The organism is Pseudoalteromonas sp. S16_S37 (assembly GCF_014694405.1).
Lineage (GTDB): Bacteria > Pseudomonadota > Gammaproteobacteria > Enterobacterales > Alteromonadaceae > Pseudoalteromonas.
Genome location: NZ_JAAUWV010000007.1, coordinates 1 through 19925 on the forward strand (window position 1 = coordinate 1; position 19925 = coordinate 19925).

At 42.7% G+C, this 19925-nt stretch carries 21 protein-coding genes; 14 read left to right on the top strand and 7 right to left on the bottom strand.

Features of this window, described 5'->3' with window-relative positions; all coding sequences use genetic code 11:
- Positions 1–105 precede the first annotated feature (105 nt).
- From HC733_RS05255 to HC733_RS05270, 4 genes are all read right to left on the bottom strand, one after another.
- On the bottom strand, positions 106–453 hold the full coding sequence (locus tag HC733_RS05255) for a sulfatase-like hydrolase/transferase (protein WP_238937459.1): 348 nt from the start codon (positions 451–453) through the stop codon (positions 106–108).
- Positions 454–684: 231 nt separating this feature from the next.
- On the bottom strand, positions 685–1872 hold the full coding sequence (locus tag HC733_RS05260; protein ID WP_190364005.1) for a vWA domain-containing protein: 1188 nt from the start codon (positions 1870–1872) through the stop codon (positions 685–687).
- A 4-nt stretch (positions 1873–1876) separates the two neighbouring features.
- A complete protein-coding gene (locus HC733_RS05265) occupies positions 1877–2713 on the bottom strand; it encodes an AAA family ATPase (RefSeq protein WP_190364006.1) in 837 nt (278 codons plus the stop codon).
- A gap of 83 nt (positions 2714–2796) precedes the next feature.
- Entirely contained in the window at positions 2797–3018 is a 222-nt protein-coding gene (locus HC733_RS05270) for a DUF1653 domain-containing protein (protein WP_190364007.1), read from the bottom strand.
- A 62-nt stretch (positions 3019–3080) separates the two neighbouring features.
- Between HC733_RS05270 and HC733_RS05275 the strand changes: the two genes are divergently transcribed.
- The 10 genes from HC733_RS05275 to rpoS all read left to right on the top strand — a co-directional run bounded on the left by HC733_RS05275 (position 3081) and on the right by rpoS (position 10115).
- Entirely contained in the window at positions 3081–3560 is a 480-nt protein-coding gene (locus HC733_RS05275; protein WP_190364008.1) for a DUF2947 family protein, read from the top strand.
- 49 nt (positions 3561–3609) lie between these two features.
- Positions 3610–4242: a hypothetical protein gene (locus HC733_RS05280; protein ID WP_190364009.1), complete on the top strand. Its 633-nt coding sequence runs from the start codon at positions 3610–3612 to the stop codon at positions 4240–4242.
- 40 nt (positions 4243–4282) lie between these two features.
- A complete protein-coding gene (gene ftsB, locus HC733_RS05285; protein WP_190364010.1) occupies positions 4283–4576 on the top strand; it encodes a cell division protein FtsB in 294 nt (97 codons plus the stop codon).
- Positions 4560–5252 (top strand): 2-C-methyl-D-erythritol 4-phosphate cytidylyltransferase, encoded by a 693-nt coding sequence (gene ispD / locus HC733_RS05290; protein WP_190364011.1) that lies wholly within the window; start codon positions 4560–4562, stop codon positions 5250–5252. The genes ftsB and ispD overlap by 17 nt, the downstream gene beginning before the upstream one ends.
- Positions 5252–5728, top strand: coding sequence for a 2-C-methyl-D-erythritol 2,4-cyclodiphosphate synthase (ispF, locus tag HC733_RS05295; protein ID WP_190364012.1), 477 nt, complete (start codon positions 5252–5254; stop codon positions 5726–5728). Before ispD ends, ispF begins: the two co-directional genes overlap by 1 nt.
- Positions 5725–6768: a tRNA pseudouridine(13) synthase TruD gene (truD, locus tag HC733_RS05300; protein WP_190364013.1), complete on the top strand. Its 1044-nt coding sequence runs from the start codon at positions 5725–5727 to the stop codon at positions 6766–6768. The genes ispF and truD overlap by 4 nt, the downstream gene beginning before the upstream one ends.
- On the top strand, positions 6752–7498 hold the full coding sequence (surE, locus tag HC733_RS05305; RefSeq protein WP_190364014.1) for a 5'/3'-nucleotidase SurE: 747 nt from the start codon (positions 6752–6754) through the stop codon (positions 7496–7498). The genes truD and surE overlap by 17 nt, the downstream gene beginning before the upstream one ends.
- Positions 7499–7503: 5 nt before the next feature.
- Positions 7504–8142, top strand: a complete 639-nt coding sequence (locus HC733_RS05310; protein ID WP_190364015.1) for a protein-L-isoaspartate(D-aspartate) O-methyltransferase — start codon at positions 7504–7506, stop codon at positions 8140–8142.
- A 101-nt stretch (positions 8143–8243) separates the two neighbouring features.
- Positions 8244–9071, top strand: a complete 828-nt coding sequence (locus HC733_RS05315) for a peptidoglycan DD-metalloendopeptidase family protein (protein ID WP_190364016.1) — start codon at positions 8244–8246, stop codon at positions 9069–9071.
- A 57-nt stretch (positions 9072–9128) separates the two neighbouring features.
- Complete coding sequence (rpoS, locus tag HC733_RS05320) at positions 9129–10115, top strand: RNA polymerase sigma factor RpoS (RefSeq protein WP_190364017.1); 987 nt, start codon at positions 9129–9131, stop codon at positions 10113–10115.
- Between the two features lie 91 nt (positions 10116–10206).
- Here rpoS and mutS read toward each other — a convergent pair whose 3' ends face one another.
- The gene (gene mutS, locus HC733_RS05325; protein WP_190364018.1) at positions 10207–12786 is read right to left on the bottom strand and encodes a DNA mismatch repair protein MutS; all 2580 of its coding nucleotides are present in this window, start codon (positions 12784–12786) and stop codon (positions 10207–10209) included.
- Between the two features lie 22 nt (positions 12787–12808).
- Between mutS and HC733_RS05330 the strand changes: the two genes are divergently transcribed.
- Both HC733_RS05330 and recA read left to right on the top strand, forming a co-directional pair.
- Positions 12809–13300: a CinA family protein gene (locus HC733_RS05330; RefSeq protein ID WP_190364019.1), complete on the top strand. Its 492-nt coding sequence runs from the start codon at positions 12809–12811 to the stop codon at positions 13298–13300.
- A gap of 65 nt (positions 13301–13365) precedes the next feature.
- Positions 13366–14415 carry a recombinase RecA gene (gene recA / locus HC733_RS05335; RefSeq protein WP_190364020.1) on the top strand — a complete coding sequence of 350 codons (1050 nt, stop codon included), beginning with the start codon at positions 13366–13368 and terminating at the stop codon, positions 14413–14415.
- A gap of 52 nt (positions 14416–14467) precedes the next feature.
- Here recA and HC733_RS05340 read toward each other — a convergent pair whose 3' ends face one another.
- Positions 14468–15631, bottom strand: a complete 1164-nt coding sequence (locus tag HC733_RS05340) for a DcaP family trimeric outer membrane transporter (protein ID WP_190364021.1) — start codon at positions 15629–15631, stop codon at positions 14468–14470.
- Between the two features lie 379 nt (positions 15632–16010).
- Here HC733_RS05340 and acs point away from each other — a divergent pair, with 379 nt between their 5' ends.
- On the top strand, positions 16011–17948 hold the full coding sequence (acs, locus tag HC733_RS05345; RefSeq protein ID WP_190364022.1) for an acetate--CoA ligase: 1938 nt from the start codon (positions 16011–16013) through the stop codon (positions 17946–17948).
- A gap of 93 nt (positions 17949–18041) precedes the next feature.
- The gene (locus tag HC733_RS05350; RefSeq protein ID WP_171626696.1) at positions 18042–18695 is read left to right on the top strand and encodes a response regulator transcription factor; all 654 of its coding nucleotides are present in this window, start codon (positions 18042–18044) and stop codon (positions 18693–18695) included.
- A gap of 42 nt (positions 18696–18737) precedes the next feature.
- Here the strand turns inward: HC733_RS05350 and purU are convergent, their stop codons facing one another.
- Positions 18738–19568 (bottom strand): formyltetrahydrofolate deformylase, encoded by an 831-nt coding sequence (gene purU / locus HC733_RS05355; protein ID WP_171626695.1) that lies wholly within the window; start codon positions 19566–19568, stop codon positions 18738–18740.
- Positions 19569–19925: the final 357 nt, after the last annotated feature.

Genomic DNA, 19925 nt, shown 5'->3' on the forward strand with positions numbered 1-19925 from the left:
TAATCTCCATTTTGCAAGGTTTTGAGGGGTGAGAAAACAAACGTTGCAAAATGAGGATAGTAAGATCGTTTAGATCATCAAGAAGATCAATGCATTAAGTGATTTTCAGTGTCGACTATATAGCTCGAGTCTATCAGGGTTAAGTTGACCTGAAATAGAATTACTCACTAAAGCTTGCTGTGTACCGGGTACTAAAATATCTTCGTCTGACAGGTGCCATTTACCTCGATAATAGGTTTGATAACCAGCTTCGCGAAACCATGAGCCCATGGTTGGAACCGTGTTGGGTTCCAGCCAAAACATATTTTGGTCAAAAGAAGATTTACCAATTCCGGGTGTTTGACTTACCCCATGAAGAGAGGGGTATTGGCCTGTATAAATAGAGGTTCTGCTTGGTGCACACGCAGTTGAAGCCGCATTATGATTAATAAACTCGATACCGTTTTGGCGCATTTGCAGCAAGCTTTCGCTTTTTTTAGCCTATATGCTTTTGCTTCTGCATTTTCATAAATGGGTGGAAAGCGTTCCTCGTCGGTGGTGATAATTAAAAAGTTAGGCTGCTTGCCATTAATTTTCATGGGAATGTCCTTGTAGCTATGCGGGTTACTCGCAACCAGTGTAATTCAATTTTTGAACTTGCTAGCGCATTAAGCTACAAGGAGGTAATTATTGTGGGTTTTTCGGTTAACTTAGAGTTTTTATCGCTTCACTTAGCCCCTCTAATGTCATTGGGTACATGCGTTTTTGCACTACCTCTTCAATAAGCCCAATAGAATGGTAATAAGGCCAATACTCTTTTGGCTGAGGATTCAGCCAAACTACTTTTTCAAAATGATTGGTTAAGCGCTGTAACCACACAGAGCCTGGTTCTTGGTTCCAATGCTCAACACTGCCACCTGGATAGGCTATTTCATAGGGACCCATGGTAGCATCGCCAACAAATATCAATCGATAGTCTTTACCAAAGCGGTTAATTAACTGATAAGTATCAATTAGGCTTGATTGGCGACGTGCATTGTCTCGCCATACATGTTCGTAAACACAATTGTGGAAGTAAAAAAACTCCAGATGTTTAAATTCACTATGTGCTGCACTAAAGAGTTGTTCACATAAATGAATATAATCATCCATAGAGCCACCAATATCGAATAGCATCAATACATTGACGGCATTATGTCGCTCTGGTGCCATCCTCACATCAAGCATTCCGCCTTGTTTAGCTGTAGCGGCAATCGTTTCGTTGAGATCTAACTGAACGCTGGCGCCACTTCGAGCGAACTTACGTAACTTTTTGAGCGCTAGCTGCATCGTGCGACTCGATATTTCACTATCGGCATCCAGATTACGGTATTGACGTTTGTCCCATACTTTTACCGCTCGGCGTTGACGGTTTGTATCCTGACCAATTCTTACCCCTTCAGGATTATAGCCATAGGCTCCAAATGGCGACGTTCCGCCAGTGCCTACCCATTTACTTCCCCCTGCATGTCTTTTTTGCTGCTCTGCTAGGCGTTGCTTTAGGGTTTCCATCAGTTTGTCGAGTCCACCCATGGCTTCAATTTGCGCTTTTTGCTCTTCAGTAAGATGCTTTTCGAATTCTTTACGTAACCAATCATCTGGTAAATTGGCGTTCTTTTGCAGCTGGGTTAAAAAATCACTGTCTTCAATGCCCTCAAAATAATCCGCAAATGCCCGGTCGAACTTGTCAAACTGGGTTTCATCTTTAATGAATATTGTTTTGCTTAGCTCGTAAAAGGCATCTAGATCTGCAAAAGCCAAACCATGGTTAAGGGCATTCAAACAATCAAGCAGCTCTCGTGGCGAGACCTTGAGACCGTACCTTCTGAGTGTAAAAAAGAATTCGATTAGCATCAGATTATCGCTTGCTCATAAATGCTAGTTTTTCAATTAGGCTGACATCTTGCTCATTTTTAAGTAATGCACCAAACAGTGGCATTAACCCACCTTTGTGAGTATGGTCATGTAATGTTTGTGCATCGATATCTTCTGCCATTAACAGTTTTAGCCAATCTAATAGCTCACTGGTGCTGGGCTTTTTCTTTAACCCAGGGATTTCTCTCAATTTAAAGAATGACTCAAGCGCTCGTTGCACCAAGTCTTGTTTAATATTTGGGTAATGCACATCGATAATCTGTTGCATTTGTTCTGCGGATGGAAAATCAATGTAGTGAAAAAAGCAGCGACGTAAAAAAGCATCGGGTAGCTCTTTTTCGTTATTTGACGTGATGATGACAATTGGCCTAACTTTTGCGCTAATTTTCTCGCCCGTTTCATAAACATGAAACTCCATCTTATCTAGTTCCAATAGTAGGTCGTTTGGAAACTCAATATCCGCCTTATCAATTTCATCAATCAATAATACTGGCCGTTGCTCTCCTTCAAACGCTTGCCATAACTTGCCTTTTACGATGTAGTTGCTGATATCGTGCACTTTTTTATCACCGAGCTGGCTGTCGCGTAATCGCGAAACGGCATCATATTCATACAGCCCTTGTTGAGCTTTTGTCGTTGATTTGATATGCCACTGAATTAGTTCGGTATTGAGGCTATTTGCCAGTTCCTGGGCCAACATGGTTTTGCCGGTGCCAGGTTCTCCTTTGATCAAAAGGGGTTTTTCTAATACCACAGCCGCATTCACGGCTTGTTTGAGTGCACTACTGGCAATGTAATTACTTGTACCTTCGAAGCTCACGTTTATTTCCTAAAGATCTGGTCTGATGAGGTTAGTGTGCCATAAAACAGGGGACGACCTCTAGCGAGTCAACTATTTTCTTCCTAATCTGCACTGATAAACTTGAAGCGAGGAATTAGCTTACCATCTATTTGAACCTGCTCGTTAAACATCGCTAGGGGTCGTACCCAAAAATCAAAATCACCGTAAAGCGTTTGGTATACCACCATTTCCTCGCCTGTTTCGCTATGTGTAGCAACATGGTGTACGCAGTATTTAGGTCCTTTGTAATGCTGATAAATCCCGAGTTTTAATGATTGCTTCATTGTTTGCTCCTGTTGCAGTGCTGTATAATCGGTGGTTATGCATTTGCCTATGTGGCGTAAAGATGAATTATATTTCTATAGATAAATTTAAGAAAGCTTGGGTATTTAAGCACCTAGACTTGCCAATTGATGAAGCTGATCTTGAAGCAATAAAATTAATGAGCCCAGAGCGCTCAGCAGTGCTTTGGAGTACCATGGTTTCAAGGGAAAAAGATCACCCTGATTTTTTTACTAAATCAGAATGGCCAGGTGATGAGAAAACTTGGGTGTCGCAGCTAAATTGGGAGAAACCTTGGGAGTGTGGTGAACAGTACTTGCCTGAGGCGCTATGTGACTTTTTAAAGTGGGAAGATAATACCACGGTCTATTTTTGTTTGAGTCGTGAGCATGTATTTGAAACACGATTTGATGTTTTTAAACGCTGTTGGCAAAACTTTATGTTTTTGGTCGATGGCAGTTTGCTGCTAGGAAAGAAACGCCAAGGCGTTGTGCAGTTTTTGGAAAATGGCCAAGCTAAGCTTGGTGAGCGTCCGAAAAGCTAGCCTGAGTATGCTTACCATGCTATAACTTTTCTCAACTAGCGGAGGGTGTGTGGTAAAGCAACATATAGCAGATACTAAGCAAAGCAATTTATGGCATAACGAGCAAGAACGTTTGCAATTTGCTGAGTTGGTTAATGTATTTTATGCACGAGAGATCCCTGCGCTCGCACAGCAGTATAGTGCTGAGCAATTACAACGTAAGTTGCTGAGCTTGCCTTATTATGTTGAGCGTGCGGCGAGACATATTACTCAAGGTGAAGTGCCGCTAGAGCTGGATAGTCAAAATGGATGTTGGCTGGCAGTGCAGAAAAAAACGTTGCCACTGTTTGATGAACAAAAAAATCAAAGTTTTTATAGTGCAACAACATCGGTAGGTTTGGTGGTGCCAGTATTGTTCACAGATGCACAATACTCTCAGGTTGTCATGGACAGCATAGATCAAGTAAGAGACAATGCGGTACATTGTAACCAATACGGTTGGTTTTCCAGTTCAGGCTTGAGTCATCAACATGACTTTAGGTTATTCAAACCAACTAAACAGCTAATGGTTGCAGCGTGTTGTGGTCACCGTTGGCAATATGGAAAAGTTGTCACGCCACGCGTGTTAAGCCTAAGAGAAATGCTGCTGGCCAGCATGATAAATTGGACCAATGTTAAAGCACCAAAACAACGACATCATTAATCCGCTTTACGCAATATCCTGGCATCTGGGAGGCTAGGCTATGCGCTTATTTCAAATAGTACTATTATGTTTGGCTGCGTTTTTACAATATCGCTTGTGGTTTGCAAATAATGGCATTCAAGATTACACCAGAATTAAAAGTACGGTTGAGTCTCATCAGGAACTTAATACTAAATTATCCAAACGCAATAAATTACTCAAAGCAGATATAGAAGACCTAAAGCTTGGCTTGGAAGGTGTTGAAGAGCGCGCACGCCATGAGTTAGGCATGATCAAAGAAAACGAAACATTTATTCGAGTACTTCCTAGAAAACATCATGAAGCAAACAATTAAAATAGCAGCAGTGGTGCCAGCCGCTGGTGTTGGAAGCCGAATGCAAGTGACGCATCCCAAGCAATACTTAAAGATTGCGGATAAAACCATTCTAGAACACACTTTAAACAAACTTGGGCAATTGCCTGAGCTTAATAAAATAGTTGTTGCAGTAAGCGAAACCGACGACTATTTCAAAGCTTTGCCTTTGCTTGATGAGCGGATCACAGCGGTAAATGGTGGCAAAGAGCGCGCAGATTCGGTGCTCAATGCGCTGCAGGCGCTTGCGCAAGACAAACCGGATTGGGTGCTAGTGCATGATGCGGCTCGCCCGCTCGTCAGTGTTGAAGATATACAAACTTTGATAACACAATGTGTTGCTGATGGCGAAGGGGGCATTCTTGCCGCTCGTGTTAAAGACACCATTAAAAGAGGTGCTACGCACAGTTTAGAAACGGTACCGCGTGAGCAGTTATGGCAGGCTTTAACCCCACAGTTTTTCCCCTACCAAGCTCTAAAAGATGCACTGCAGCGGGCGCTTGATAATGCGGTTGTCATTACCGATGAAGCCTCAGCTATGGAGTGGGCGCAACACCCTGTTAAATTGATCCCAGGACGTAGTGACAATATAAAAATCACAACGCCAGAAGATTATGATTTAGCGTGCTTTTTAATTTCCAAGCAAGAGAGTAAATAATGATTAGAATTGGTCATGGCTTCGATGTGCACAAGTTTGGTGGCGAGGGTCCATTAACTATCTGCGGAGAAAAAATTCCTTATGCACAAGGCTTTATTGCTCACTCGGATGGCGATGTAGCCATTCATGCTTTGTGTGATGCTCTGCTTGGCGCGTTGGCTCTTGGTGATATAGGCAAACACTTCCCTGATACCTCGCAAGAGTTTGCCGGTATAGATAGTCGTATATTGCTGCGCCGCGTTGTTTCGCAAATGCAATCCATGGGATATAAATTAGGTAATTGCGACGTTACCATAGTTGCGCAAGCGCCTAAGATGCGCCCGCACATTGACAATATGCGAGCAAATCTAGCATCAGATTGCCAAGCGGATATTTCGCAAGTTAACGTCAAGGCGACAACGACAGAAAAACTTGGTTTTGAAGGTCGTAAAGAAGGCATTTCGGCGCACGCGGTGGTGGTGTTACTCAAATCATGAATGAACTAAATTATTTATATGGTAAACCGCAATCTAAAGCAGACTTCAAAACGAATGCTGAAGATTTTATGGTGGATGAAATATTAGACATTCCACTGAGCGCAGAGGGCGAACATGTTTGTTTGCAGATAATAAAAAAAGGCGAAAATACAGCATACGTTGCAAAGCAAATTGCAAAGCTTGCTAATGTTGCACCAAGAGATGTGAGTTATGCTGGTTTAAAAGACCGCCATGGTGTTTGTAGTCAGTGGTTTAGCGTGCCTGTTGCGATAAAAAAGCATATCGATTTTAGTGCGCTAAACAGTGACAGTATATTTGTAGTAAAACAAGTTCGCCATAACCGCAAATTACGCACGGGCTGCCACAGCGGTAATCAGTTTCAAATCACCTTACGTAATGTCGATGTGCCGCTAGATATTCTTTCTAGGATCAATGCTGTAAGACAAGGGGTTCCTAACTACTTTGGTGAGCAACGTTTTGGTCATGATGGTCATAACCTAGAGATGGCAGAACGTTTATTTGGAGGCGAACAGATCCGCGATAAAAAGCTTCGTGGCATCGTGATCTCTGCTGCGCGCTCGCATATTTTTAATCAGCTCGTCAGTTTACGCGTTGAACATCATGGGTTAGCCAAAACTTGGCATCGAGAAGTTTTCTTATTAAACGGCAGCAATGCGTTTTTTGAAGATGATATTAGTGATGAGATAATCGCGCGTTTAACAGGTGGTGATATTTTGCTATCTGCACCTATGGTTGGAAAAGGTGATAAAGGCTTAGTTGCGCAAGAAAGGCAATGGTTACAACCATATAGTGCTTGGCAACAAGGGCTTGGACAGTTAGGCTTAAAAGTAGAAAGGCGGGCCTTACGTTTAGTGCCAAAAGATTTGCAAGTACAAACGATAGACAGCAGCACAATCAAGCTGTCATTTAGTCTGCCAAAAGGAACATTTGCTACTGCTGTACTCAGAGAGCTGGTACAGCATAGAGATGCCAGTAAAGACAACTTAACTCAAGAGGTAGTTGATGAGGATCTTGCTTAGTAATGACGACGGTGTACATGCCAAAGGGATTGAAGTTTTATACAAAGCACTCATTCAAATTGCAGAGGTCACTGTTGTAGCTCCAGATAGAAACTGCAGCGGTGCGAGTAACTCTCTGACGTTATTGAATCCATTACGTGCAACTGTATTAGATAATGGTTTTATATCAGTTAATGGTACGCCAACAGACTGCGTTCACTTAGGTGTTAACCAGTTAATGGCTGAGCCGCCAGACTTAGTGGTGGCCGGAATTAACAATGGCGCAAATTTGGGGGACGATACTCTTTATTCTGGTACTGTTGCTGCTGCAAGTGAAGGGCGTCATTTAGGGCTACCTGCCATTGCGGTTTCATTATGCTCCAAACAGGAAAATCATTATGAAACTGCTGCACAGGTGACTTTGGATATCATTAAGCAATTGCGAACTCACCCACTACCCAAAGATCAAATCATCAATATCAATGTACCGAATGTAGCGCTTACTGAATTAAAAGGCATAAAAGTGTGTCGCCTAGGAGCGAGACACAAGGCAGAAACAATGACTAAGCAACAAGATCCGTGGGGCCGAGATATATTTTGGTACGGTAATTTAGGGAGTGAAAGTGACGCGGGTGAAGGTACTGATTTTCACGCGATTAATCATGGCTATGCTGCCATTACCCCCCTAAAAGTAGATATGACAGCCCATGAAAGTCTAGAAGCTATGTCTAATTGGTTATCAGAGGCGTAATAACTGTGCTAAATAGCTATAAACGCAGCGCCAGCGCTTTAGTTCAGTTGCTCAAAGAGCAAGGCGTAGCAGACGAACAAGTGTTAAAGGTGATGCAAGAAACGCCTCGGCATATGTTTGTTGACGATGTACTAAAACATAAATCTTATGAGAATACCGCATTACCAATAGGTCAAGGACAGACGATTTCACAGCCGTATATTGTCGCCAAAATGACAGAAGTACTGCTTCAAGTTGGAGTTACAGGCAAAGTGTTAGAAATTGGCACTGGTTCTGGCTATCAAACTGCCATTTTAGCGCAATTGTTCGAAGAAGTTTGTAGTGTTGAGCGTATAAAAGCCTTGCAATGGCAAGCTAAACGTCGACTGCATTTGCTAGATTTATATAATGTCGCTATGAAGCATGGGGATGGTTGGCAAGGTTGGCAATCAAAGGCCCCTTTTGCTGGCATCATAGTTACAGCGGCAGCTAAGGAAGTACCTCAACAGTTACTTGAACAACTTGAAGACAATGGTGCTCTCATTGTACCTTTAGGAGAACAAGAGCAGCACTTAACTTTGTTTGTTCGCAAAGGCGAACACTTTGTGGAGCACCGTTTAGCCCCTGTACGCTTTGTACCTTTAGTTGCGGGTGATATTATTTAATCTGACGTGTGCTTGAGTTACAAAGCTCGCCTATGAGTGCTCGGTGTTTTGCTGGCGTCAATTGTAAAACCATAATAATTATAACTCTCAAAGGGTGAACGATGCTTAAAACATACCTGTTGATCATGACAACTGCTTGTATGTTATTAAGTGGTTGCAGCAGTCGAACTGCACCTGCTCCTGTAACGAGCTTGGTTATAGGTAAGTCCAGTTCATCACAAAAAATTCATGTGAAAAATAATCGTTATCGCGTGCAAAAAGGCGACACGTTATTTGCTATTGCTTTCAGTGCAAATAAAGATGTGAGAACAATAGCGCAGATAAATGGTATTCAGCCCCCTTACACTATTTATCCGGGCCAAGTTATCTATATAGAGCGTCCACAAAATAAAAATAAAAAGCGCAAAAAATACACAGCAAAACAGGATAAGTCCAGTTCTAATAAACAAAAAAATAACAAAACTGCTAAAAAAGAACTTGATCAGCCAAAACAACGAGAGTATGTTCAAAAACATAGCAGTAAAAATGACAACGCATCTAAGGCTTTGTTTTCTAATGAGGTACGTTGGCATTGGCCTGCTGTTGGTAAGGTGACAAAGCACTTTTCTAGCAAAGAAAATGGCTATAAAGGACTTCAAATCACGAATGTGGAAGGGGCACCTGTAAAGGCTGCTGCGGATGGCATAGTGGTTTATGCAGGTAATGCGCTACGAGGTTACGGTAATTTAATCATTTTAAAACACAATGATGATTACCTCAGTGCATACGCGCATAATTCGAAGTTACAGGTCACTGAGCAGCAAAAAGTTAAAGTTGGGCAAAAAATTGCCGAAATGGGTAGTACAGATGCTTCTAAAACTGCATTGAGGTTTGAGATTCGTTTTAGAGGGCAAGCTGTCAATCCGGTTAAATATTTGCCAAGTAAGTAGTGACGTTAAGGTTTTACTACGCACAACGTCACTATTCATTCACTTGGGAGGATGCGTATGGCTCAAACTGCAAATGTTAAAACCAAAAAAACGGACGATTTTGAAGATAAGCTCGACGAGCTAGATGATATAGATAGCTCAAAAGCCGAACTATTGGAAGAAATTGACGACGATGACGACATCTTCGCCAAAGATGAGAATGTAAAAAACCTAGACGCAACGCAATTGTATCTTGGCGAAATAGGCTTTTCTCCTCTACTTAGTGCTGAAGAAGAAGTGTATTTTGCTCGAAAAGCGCTTAAAGGGTGTGAAGCGTCACGTAAGCGAATGATTGAAAGTAATTTACGCTTAGTGGTAAAAATTTCGAGACGCTATAACAATCGAGGCTTGGCTCTGCTGGACTTGATTGAAGAGGGTAATCTAGGTTTGATCAGAGCCGTTGAAAAGTTTGACCCTGAACGAGGTTTTCGTTTTTCAACTTACGCAACTTGGTGGATCCGCCAAACCATAGAACGAGCGATCATGAATCAAACTCGAACTATTCGCTTACCTATCCATGTTGTTAAAGAGTTAAACGTTTATTTACGCACGGCAAGAGAGCTGACGCAAAAGTTAGATCATGAACCAACAGCGGAAGAAATTGCAGAGTGCTTAGACCGTCCGGTTGAAGATGTGACTAAGATGCTGCGCTTGAACGAAAAAATAACTTCGGTCGATACTCCAATAGGTGGAGATAACGACAAAGCATTGTTGGACATTATTGCTGATGAGAAAGGTCATGGACCTGAGAGTGAGGTGCAAAGCAATGACATCAACAATCATATTGTTGATTGGCTTGGAGAGTTAAATCCTAAACAACGAGAAGTGCTTGCAAGACGGTTTGGTTTGTTAGGCTATGAGCCGTCAACGCTTGAAGATGTAGGTAGAGAAATTGGCTTAACGCGTGAGCGAGTAAGACAAATTCAAGTGGAAGCTTTAAGACGCCTAAAAGATATCTTACAGCATGAAGGATTAAGTACAGATAGCTTATTTGAACAACTATAACTGCTTAGAATTCACTAATAGCTAATAAAAACCACCTATCTCAAGGTGGTTTTTTTGTTTTCTTTTCTTTTTTGTACTTTGAAGAAAGCGACTAGCTAAGCTGCTGTTTTAATTTGTACAGCAATGCATGTGCCTCGCGCGGACTTAACTCATCTGGGTTTATCGCTTTGAGTGTTTGTTCCACTGCAGATAGCTCAGGCTCAACCAATGGTAAAGCGTGTTGAGCAGGCGTGACTGGCTCTACTACACTTTGATGATTTTCCAACTGCAGCAACTTTTGTTTGGCAAGTTGTAATACTGGTTTTGGCACTCCTGCAAGACCCGCAACCTGTAAACCAAAACTCTTACTTGCAGCACCTTCCATCACCGTATGTTTAAAGGCAATTGTATCGTTATGTTCTACGGCATCTAAGTGTACGTTCACCAGACCTGACTGTTTCTCAGCGAGTTCAGTTAGCTCAAAGTAATGTGTTGCAAAGAGCGTTTTCGCTGCCAATTGTCGGGCGAGGTAGTCTGCTGTGGCATACGCCAATGACAAGCCATCATAGGTACTGGTACCCCGACCAATTTCATCCATAAGTACCAAAGACTGTTTGGTGGCATTGTTCAAAATCGTTGCGGTTTCGGTCATTTCAACCATGAACGTCGAGCGGCCAGAGGCCAAGTCATCGCTCGCTCCGATACGCGTAAAAATACGGTCTACATTACCTATATTTGCGGTGCTAGCTGGCACGTAACTACCGATATGTGCCATGAGTACGATCAGTGCAGTTTGACGCATATAAGTTGATTTACCCCCCATGTTTGGCCCAGTAATGATCAACATTTTGCGTTCATTATTGAGGTGAACAGGGTTAGCGATAAATGGCTCCTTACTGACTTGCTCTACAACAGGGTGGCGCCCAGCATCAATGTGTATTTCATCACTATCGCTTAGAGTTGGTTTACAATAATCTAAGGTTTGAGCGCGCTCAGCTAAGGTATTAAGCACATCTAAATCGGCTAGTGCTGCTGCCATCAACTGTAACTGTTCTAAATAAGGTGCAATAAACTCGAACAGTTGTTCATATAGTTGTTTTTCAAGCGCCAGCGCTTTGCTCTGACTACCAAGCACTTTATCTTCATGCTCTTTGAGTTCAGGAATAATGTAACGCTCGTTATTTTTGAGCGTTTGTCGGCGAATGTAATCTGCAGGCACAAGATGAGAGTTGGCGCGGCTAATTTCGATGTAAAAACCGTGAACCTTGTTGTAGCCAATTTTTAAGGTGTTGATCCCTGTGCGTTCGCGCTCTCTGGTTTCGAGTTTTTCTAAAATATCAGTGGCACCTTGACTCAGAGCACGCCATTCATCTAGTTCGGCATTATAACCTGTGGCTATCACACCGCCATCACGGATCAAAATAGGTGGATTGTCGATAATGGCGCGTTCGAGCAGATCTTGTAGTTTAGGTAAAGTCGGCGACTGTGCACAAATTTGTTTGATACGTGCGTCATCACTTTCGGCCAAGAGTTCGTGCAGTGGCGCGAGCGCTTGTAAAGCGGATCGTAAACGGGTCAAGTCTCTTGGTCTTGCATTACAAAGCGCAAGCCTCGCCACCACTCGCTCAATATCACCTATTTGTCGAAGTGCATCATAGGTATCAAGGCAAAGCTGAGTCTCTATTAAACTAGAAATGGCATTGAGCCTTGCATTAAGCTCATTACGATTTCGAATCGGAGTATGAATGCGGCGTTTAAGTAAACGAGAACCCATTGGCGTAGCCGTTTTATCTAGAATTTGCGCCAAAGTATTATCAATGCTGCCTGAGAGATTAACGGTAAGCTCTAAGTTTTTACGCGTAGCTGCATCTAAGATCACTGCATGTTCATTTTTTTCTAAGATGATGGCGCGTATATGCGGCAAAGCGATGCGTTGGGTGTCTTTGACATACTGCATAACACAGCCTGCGGCGACCAATGCAGTGGCTGCTTGCTCTACACCAAAGCCAATTAAGTCTTTTGTGGCAAACTGCTGACAAAGTAAGTGCTTTGCGGTATCTAAGTCAAACTCCCAATCTGGACGACGGCGTGCTCCTTTAAATTGTTCAATGAGGTGTAAATTTTTAAATGACTCAGGATAGAGCAACTCGGCTGGCTGTAAACGTTGCAGGGTTGAACTGAGTGCTTCATCGGTTTTGAGCTCAACGATACAGAATTGTCCTGAATTGATATCAAGGTAAGCAACGCCATATTGCTGCTGTTTGTCTTGCCACAACGCGGCCAATAAGTTGTCTTGACGCTCTTGTAGTAGCGCTTCGTCTGTAACTGTTCCAGGGGTAACAATCCTGACTACTTTACGCTCTACAGGCCCTTTGCTGGTGGCGGGATCGCCTACTTGCTCACAAATAGCCACAGACTCACCCATTTGCACAAGACGTGCGAGGTAGTTTTCAACTGCGTGATAGGGCACCCCTGCCATGGGGATAGGAGCGCCAGATGCTTTGCCACGATGAGTTTGGGAAATATCTAATAGCTGAGCTGCGCGGATAGCATCGTCAAAGAACAGCTCGTAAAAATCACCCATGCGATAGAACAATAAAATATCTTGATGCTCGGCTTTGATCCTAAGATATTGCTGCATCATGGGGGTTTGTTGTTTTATAGTATGTTCTGAATATAAATCTATCGACATGCATCTACCTAAGAGGTTGAATATGGAGCTAAACCAAGAGATTAAGACTCTGGCTGCACAATTGGGCGCTATTTTAACGGATAAACGTTTGACGATCACTACCGCTGAGTCATGTACTGGTGGCGGAATAAGTTATGCGCTAACCGATACGCCAGGAAGCTCTAATTATGTTGATAGATGCTTTGTTACGTACAGTAATGAAGCTAAGCAAGCCTTACTAGGGGTGAGCGCGCTCACTTTGACTAGTTATGGGGCTGTGAGCGAACAAACTGTTGTCGAGATGGCTACAGGCGCTGCACAAGCGGCAAAAGCAGATATTGCGGTTGCTGTATCTGGTATTGCGGGTCCTGGTGGCGGCTCTGATGATAAACCAGTTGGTTTGGTATGGTTTGCAATCAATATACAGGGAAATGTGCGCAGCTATAAGCAAGTTTTTTCTGGTGAACGTAGTTATGTTAGAACACAAGCTATTGCTTTTGCTTTAAAAAATATAGTTTCTCGTATTCAAGGTTAAAAATGTACTTGATACTGTGATTCTATACAGTATACTGAGCCCATTACGCTAGATTGGAGAAGCAAATGAACGATAACAAACAAAAAGCACTCGACGCTGCATTGTCACAAATTGAACGTCAGTTCGGTAAAGGCTCAATTATGAAGCTAGGCGATAGCCAAGCACTAGATATTGAATCAATCTCTACTGGTTCACTGGGCATTGATATTGCGTTGGGTATTGGTGGTTTACCTATGGGTCGTGTTGTTGAAATATACGGACCAGAGTCATCAGGTAAAACTACGTTAACGCTACAAGTTATCGCTGAAGCGCAAAAACAAGGTAAAACATGTGCCTTCGTTGATGCTGAACATGCTTTAGATCCAGTTTATGCGGAAAAGCTAGGTGTAAATGTTGATGAGCTTTTAGTATCTCAACCTGATACCGGTGAGCAAGCACTAGAGATCTGTGACATGTTAGTTCGTTCTGGCGCCGTTGATGTGGTAATTGTTGACTCTGTTGCTGCATTGACACCTAAGGCAGAAATCGAAGGTGATATGGGTGATACGCACGTTGGTTTGCAAGCGCGTTTAATGTCACAAGCACTTCGTAAACTGACTGCCAATATTAAGCGCTCAAATACGCTATGTATTTTCATCAACCAAATTCGTATGAAAATTGGTGTGATGTTTGGTAACCCTGAGACCACAACAGGTGGTAACGCACTAAAATTCTACGCATCTGTACGTATTGATATTCGTCGTATCGGTTCGGTGAAAGAAGGTGAAGAAGTTGTTGGTAACGAAACTCGAGTGAAAATCGTTAAGAACAAGGTTGCTCCTCCGTTTAAACAAGCTGAATTTATCATTATGTATGGTGAAGGTATTTCTAAACATGGCGAGCTAATTGACTTAGGTGTTAAGCATAAACTGGTTGAAAAATCAGGTGCTTGGTATAGCTACAATGGTAGTAAGGTTGGTCAGGGTAAGTCGAACTCAATCAAGTTCTTAAAAGAAAATCCTGAAATCGCCAATGAAATAGAGGGTAAACTGCGTGATATGTTGCTGTTGCAAGCAACTATTAAACCTGAAGAAGGTGAAGAGCCAGCTTTAGCTGCAACGGATGTTGAGCTGTAAAAACTCTAATTAAGCGTAAGAAGCCCAGCATAGCTGGGCTTTTTTATGGTGATTAGAAAACGTATTTAGCTGACAATTGTAAGCGATTTAGGTCGCCATCAAGATTAGCTTCGGTGTCGCGAGTCGCTACTTTATATTCAACGCCAAATGTTAGCTTTTTAACAGGTGAATAAAGCAAGTTTGCACTAAAGCTTTGGCTTGATTTGGTGGGGTTACCTGAAATAGAAAGTAGATTGTCATCGTTATCTGCCGAAAAAAACGAATATAAGAACGTTGAACGAAGTTCATCATTCCAATGATGTTGATAACCTATAAAGCCAGATGTTGAATCAATAGCATGTAAGTTGCTGCCATCGTACACCGCGCCATTTGCCACATTTAAGCCTACATAACGACCTAGTCCCTGACCCTGAGTGAGCATAAACTTCAGATTATTCTTGCCAAAGTTAATACGCCCCGATGCACTGATACCTAGGGATGTTTCGGTTTCATCTGCAGCACCTAACTTGTAAGTAAGTTGACGCGCAAGAGCTGCGATAACAAACTGTCCCCAATCTGCATTGTAGGTATAACGCGCTGTAAAATCAGGCATGCTGGCATCATCGGTGACAACTCTTGCATTATCGGCTGTGGTTACTGTACTTTCAGGGTTCTCTGCAGAAAATGACCAACTGCCCACATCATATTTAACCATTGCTTGGCGAACGAACACCGTGCCCTCTGCTGGGCCAACGAAATCTAGTGTTTCAGGTAGTGCTGAGACATTTTGAAAGTTTGACCAAGCTTGACCAAATGTCCAACCTTTGTAACTAACGTAAGCCTGTCTCAGTCTTGGTGAATATGAGTTAGTGACGCGCTCATTACCACCGATTGAGGCGATGAAATCGAGTTCAATCTTGGTTTTTATATCACTGCCATCATCTAATTTGGTTGTTGTCGCTAAATTAAATCGAGATTGTCTTGCATGCATGTCAAAAACCGCATCTTCAGACGATGTGGCAGACACCGGCGTGGTCCCTGGTACGTAAAAATCTCGGCCAATATTGCCACTGCCTAAAGTACCATCAGAGAAATCACTCCAAATGGCGTCTAGTTTAATGTAGCCACCGTAATTGATATCCGTTTGACCTATAGAAGCGGCGAATGAAGGTGCTGATAGCACGCTGAAAATGCTTGCGGCAATTGTCGTTTTTGTTGTGTAACCGAATGTTGTCATAGTCTTTTTTCCTGTGCAGCGACTCATCACGTGCGATGTTGTCTGATAAAAAGCATCGGTATTCACTTTTGATGAAGGATGGGGATTACTCAATTACCTATTGGTCTATACGACTAAGGTGGTAAAAATTTCACTCAATTGAATAAATAAAATATTCTCAACGGTGGGGTATGTAATTTAGTTCTTTGATATTAAAGTAATTTTATTTTCATCCCGCGCAGTGAAAAAGATTGAATGAGATATGATTATTACTTGAGATTATTTCATGTGAAGGGAGTGTGTTATTTACTTCTACAACTAAGGTCTAATACTTTCATGGCTTTGCCTGAGTGATGCTTGGGTAACGCCTAAAGGCAAACAAATTAAAATGGAGATGACTATGTCGCAGAGCATTTATCCTGTTCCTGAAGCAATAAAGAAACACGCACTCATTGATAACGATAAATATAACACGCTATACAAGCAGTCAATTGAGGACCCACAAGGGTTTTGGGCTGAACATGGGCAACGGCTAGAGTGGTCAAAGCCATTTTCAAAAGTAAAAAACACCTCATTTGATAAAGGTCATATCAGCATTAAATGGTTTGAAGATGGTCAATTGAACGCGTCATATAACTGTATTGATAGACATCTAAAAGATAAAGCAAACAAAGTCGCGCTGATTTGGGAAGGAGACAACCCTGAAAATAGTGAACACATTACCTATCAGACTTTACATGATGAGGTGGCAAAGCTAGCAAACGGCTTGAAAAAATTAGGTGTTCAAAAGGGCGATCGCGTTGCTATTTACATGCCAATGACGCCACAAGCTGTGTATGCAATGCAAGCTTGCGCAAGGATCGGTGCCATTCACTCTGTGGTATTTGGTGGTTTTTCACCTTCAGCGATAGCGGACCGAATAAAAGATTCTGGAGCTAAAGTCGTTATCACCTCAGATGAAGGTCGACGTGGTGGTAATTGCGTACCACTTAAAGCGAATGTAGATGAGGCAGTAGCACAACAGGGTGTAGATATTGAGCATGTGGTGGTGCACCGCTTAACTGGCGGTGAAGTAGAGTGGCAAAGCCACGATGTATGGTGGCACGAGTTAGTCGCAGATGTAGAGGCGAAGTGCCCACCAACGGCAATGAATGCTGAAGACCCACTATTTATTTTGTATACCTCAGGATCAACGGGTCAACCAAAAGGGGTGGTGCATAGCACTGGTGGATATTTGGTCTATGCATCAATGACACATGAGTATGTATTCGATCTAAAAGAAGATGATGTTTACTGGTGTAGTGCCGATGTAGGCTGGATCACCGGCCACAGTTATATTGCTTATGGCCCACTTGCCAATGGCTGTACACAGGTCATTTTTGAAGGCATTCCAACTTATCCAAGTGCCGGCCGTATTGGAGAAATAGTTGATAAACATAATGTAACGATTCTTTACACTGCGCCAACTGCGATTCGGGCATTGATGGCGAAGGGAGATGAGCCAACGGCCACATCGAATCGCGCTAGTTTACGTATTTTAGGCTCGGTGGGTGAGCCAATTAACCCTGAAGCTTGGACTTGGTATTACGACAAGATAGGCAATGGCGCTTGTCCGATAGTGGATACATGGTGGCAAACCGAAACAGGTGGGATCATGATCACGCCACTGCCTGGTGCTACAGACATGAAGCCAGGCTCTGCAAGCCGACCTTTTTTTGGTATCGCTCCTGCGCTATTTGATGCACAAGGCAATGATTTAGCAGACGCTGCTGAGGGTAATTTGGTTATTCTTGATAGCTGGCCGTCACAAGCTCGCACCGTTTACGGCGATCATGAACGTTTTGAACAAACCTACTTCTCGGCATACCCTGGGGTGTATTTCACGGGGGATGGCTGTCGCCGTGATGAAGATGGTTACTATTGGATCACTGGGCGTGTAGATGACGTGCTGAACGTATCTGGGCACCGACTAGGCACAGCAGAGATTGAAAGTGCGCTTGTTGCACATGAGTCAGTGGCTGAAGCTGCAGTTGTAGGTTACCCTCACGATATTAAAGGCCAAGGTATTTATGTATACATCACGCCTAACGAAGGGGTGGTGGTAACAGAAGAGCTGACAAAAGATGTGAGAAATTGGGTCCGTAAAGAGCTTAGCCCAATTGCCTCTCCTGATATGATCCAATGGTCACCTGGGTTGCCAAAAACACGCTCAGGTAAGATCATGCGCCGTATATTGCGCAAAATAGCAGCGAATGAATACCAACAATTAGGGGATACTTCAACGCTTGCTGATCCTAGCGTAGTCGATGAGTTAATTGAAAACCGCTTGAATCGTTAATTGAACGTTAAAAGCTTGAATTTCATTTAATTCTAAACGAGTATATCGGCTGCTATTGTCAAAGATAGTGGCCGAATTTTTTAGGAGCACAGTATGAACCAGTTTTTAATTGCAGACGATCATCCGTTATTTAGAGCGGCATTAAAAGGTGCGTTGCAAAATCAGTTCGATACACTCACTGTGTTTGAAGCCGATACTTTTGATAGCACCCTTACGATACTTTCACAGCAAGATGAATTGGATCTGTTGTTACTGGATTTACATATGCCGGGCAGCGGTGATCTCTATGGCTTGATAAGGGTGAGAGAGGATTATCCAAGTTTGCCTATCGTGGTAGTATCGGGCAGTGAAGATCTTAGTGTGATCTCTAAGGTGATGGCTTATGGTGCTATGGGGTTTATTCCCAAATCTTCATCGCCACAAGAGATTAATCAAGCTATCGACACAGTGTTAGAGGGAGATAACTGGCTACCTGAAAATATAAAAGATAAAGTAGCCAACACAGCCCATGAAGATAAAGAACTCGCGCAACAAGTCGCCTCACTGACACCGCAGCAATTTAAAGTGCTTCAGTATCTGCATGAAGGTCTACTAAACAAACAAATTGCGTTTGAGTTACATATTTCTGAAGCAACCGTGAAAGCACATATCACCGCTATTTTTAGAAAGTTAGGGGTGTACAACCGAACACAAGCGGTATTAATCGCCTCAAAACTACAACTAGAACCGATTGAGCCACAAATATAAAAAGCGCCTTAGCGCTTTTTATATTGCTCACAGAAAAGTGAATTAACTAAACACCACTGTTTTGTTGTCGTTAATAAAAACCTTATGCTCGCAGGCCAGTTGTAGTGCTTTGCAAAAGACCGTTTTTTCAATATCTCTACCCATTTTAGCCATACTCTCAGCATCATTTGCATGACTCACCTGCGTGACATCTTGCACTATGATAGGTCCTTCATCTAGCTCATCGTTGACAAAGTGGGCCGTAGCGCCAATGATTTTTACGCCGCGTTCAAAGGCTTGGTGGTAAGGTTTTGCACCAATAAATGCGGGTAAAAATGAGTGGTGAATGTTTATAATGCGATTATTAAATCGAGCAACAAACTCAGGACTTAAAATACGCATATATTTAGCAAGACCAATGATATCTGGCTGATATTGCTCAATCACGTGTGCCATTTGTTCATCATGTTCTACACGTGAAAGCCCTGAGTGTGGTACACAGTGAAAGGGAACCCCAAAACCTGCGACCAAAGGCTCTAAATCAGGGTAGTTGGCGACCACCGCTAATATCTCGATGTTCATGGCTTTTTCATACTCTTTAAGGAGTACGCCGCCCAGACAGTGCGCTTCTTTGGTTGCCAACAAAACCACTTTGGTTTTTTCGCCATGGTGTAGTGCAACCTGAGCCCCCGCTGGGAGCTGCTCTCTTAGCTGCTCTAAAAATTGTGCATGTGGCTTGCCAGTTAACTCGGTGCGCATAAAAAAGCGTGAGCCTTCTCTATCTACAAACTCATTATTACGGGTAATGTTTAAATTATGCTTAAAGCATAAGTTGGTGATTTTGGCGATGAGCCCAACGCCATCAGCACATTGCGTAGTCAGTATGTAATTCATTTTCCTCATTCCTATAAAACCCCTTTTTTGCAAGGGGGTTTAGCATACTAGCAACCCAAAATCTTTAGGTTAACCATAAATTGCAAATTAATGGTTATTTTTTGCAATTAGCCGCCGTTAAGCAAAGTTACAAATAATGCTATGCGGAATAAGTCGTTGGAATCAGGCAATCAGATAGAGTAGAAATTAAAAAAGCCACTAAAGGTGGCTTTTACATCGGCCGCTAACCACCAAAAGGAGGGGCCTTTTGTTGTTGTGGCAGCGTTGGGCCATTTCCAGGACCGCCTTGGCCCGCCCCATTGATTAATTTGAGTAGTTTTGGATCAACAATTTTCATCACGGATAAATCTCTCCCTA

Excerpts from the sequence above, each read along its gene's own strand:
- purU (WP_171626695.1), bottom strand. The coding sequence starts at position 19,568 with ATGAATTACATACTGACTACGCAATGTGCTGATGGCGTTGGGCTCATC.
- surE (WP_190364014.1), top strand. The coding sequence starts at position 6,752 with ATGAGGATCTTGCTTAGTAATGACGACGGTGTACATGCCAAAGGGATT.
- ispF (WP_190364012.1), top strand. The coding sequence starts at position 5,252 with ATGATTAGAATTGGTCATGGCTTCGATGTGCACAAGTTTGGTGGCGAG.
- acs (WP_190364022.1), top strand. The coding sequence starts at position 16,011 with ATGTCGCAGAGCATTTATCCTGTTCCTGAAGCAATAAAGAAACACGCA.
- HC733_RS05275 (WP_190364008.1), top strand. The coding sequence starts at position 3,081 with ATGAATTATATTTCTATAGATAAATTTAAGAAAGCTTGGGTATTTAAG.
- recA (WP_190364020.1), top strand. The coding sequence starts at position 13,366 with ATGAACGATAACAAACAAAAAGCACTCGACGCTGCATTGTCACAAATT.
- HC733_RS05255 (WP_238937459.1), bottom strand. The coding sequence starts at position 453 with ATGCGCCAAAACGGTATCGAGTTTATTAATCATAATGCGGCTTCAACT.
- HC733_RS05315 (WP_190364016.1), top strand. The coding sequence starts at position 8,244 with ATGCTTAAAACATACCTGTTGATCATGACAACTGCTTGTATGTTATTA.
- rpoS (WP_190364017.1), top strand. The coding sequence starts at position 9,129 with ATGGCTCAAACTGCAAATGTTAAAACCAAAAAAACGGACGATTTTGAA.
- mutS (WP_190364018.1), bottom strand. The coding sequence starts at position 12,786 with ATGTCGATAGATTTATATTCAGAACATACTATAAAACAACAAACCCCC.
- truD (WP_190364013.1), top strand. The coding sequence starts at position 5,725 with ATGAATGAACTAAATTATTTATATGGTAAACCGCAATCTAAAGCAGAC.
- HC733_RS05260 (WP_190364005.1), bottom strand. The coding sequence starts at position 1,872 with ATGCTAATCGAATTCTTTTTTACACTCAGAAGGTACGGTCTCAAGGTC.
- HC733_RS05270 (WP_190364007.1), bottom strand. The coding sequence starts at position 3,018 with ATGAAGCAATCATTAAAACTCGGGATTTATCAGCATTACAAAGGACCT.
- HC733_RS05340 (WP_190364021.1), bottom strand. The coding sequence starts at position 15,631 with ATGACAACATTCGGTTACACAACAAAAACGACAATTGCCGCAAGCATT.
- ftsB (WP_190364010.1), top strand. The coding sequence starts at position 4,283 with ATGCGCTTATTTCAAATAGTACTATTATGTTTGGCTGCGTTTTTACAA.
- ispD (WP_190364011.1), top strand. The coding sequence starts at position 4,560 with ATGAAGCAAACAATTAAAATAGCAGCAGTGGTGCCAGCCGCTGGTGTT.
- HC733_RS05330 (WP_190364019.1), top strand. The coding sequence starts at position 12,809 with ATGGAGCTAAACCAAGAGATTAAGACTCTGGCTGCACAATTGGGCGCT.
- HC733_RS05350 (WP_171626696.1), top strand. The coding sequence starts at position 18,042 with ATGAACCAGTTTTTAATTGCAGACGATCATCCGTTATTTAGAGCGGCA.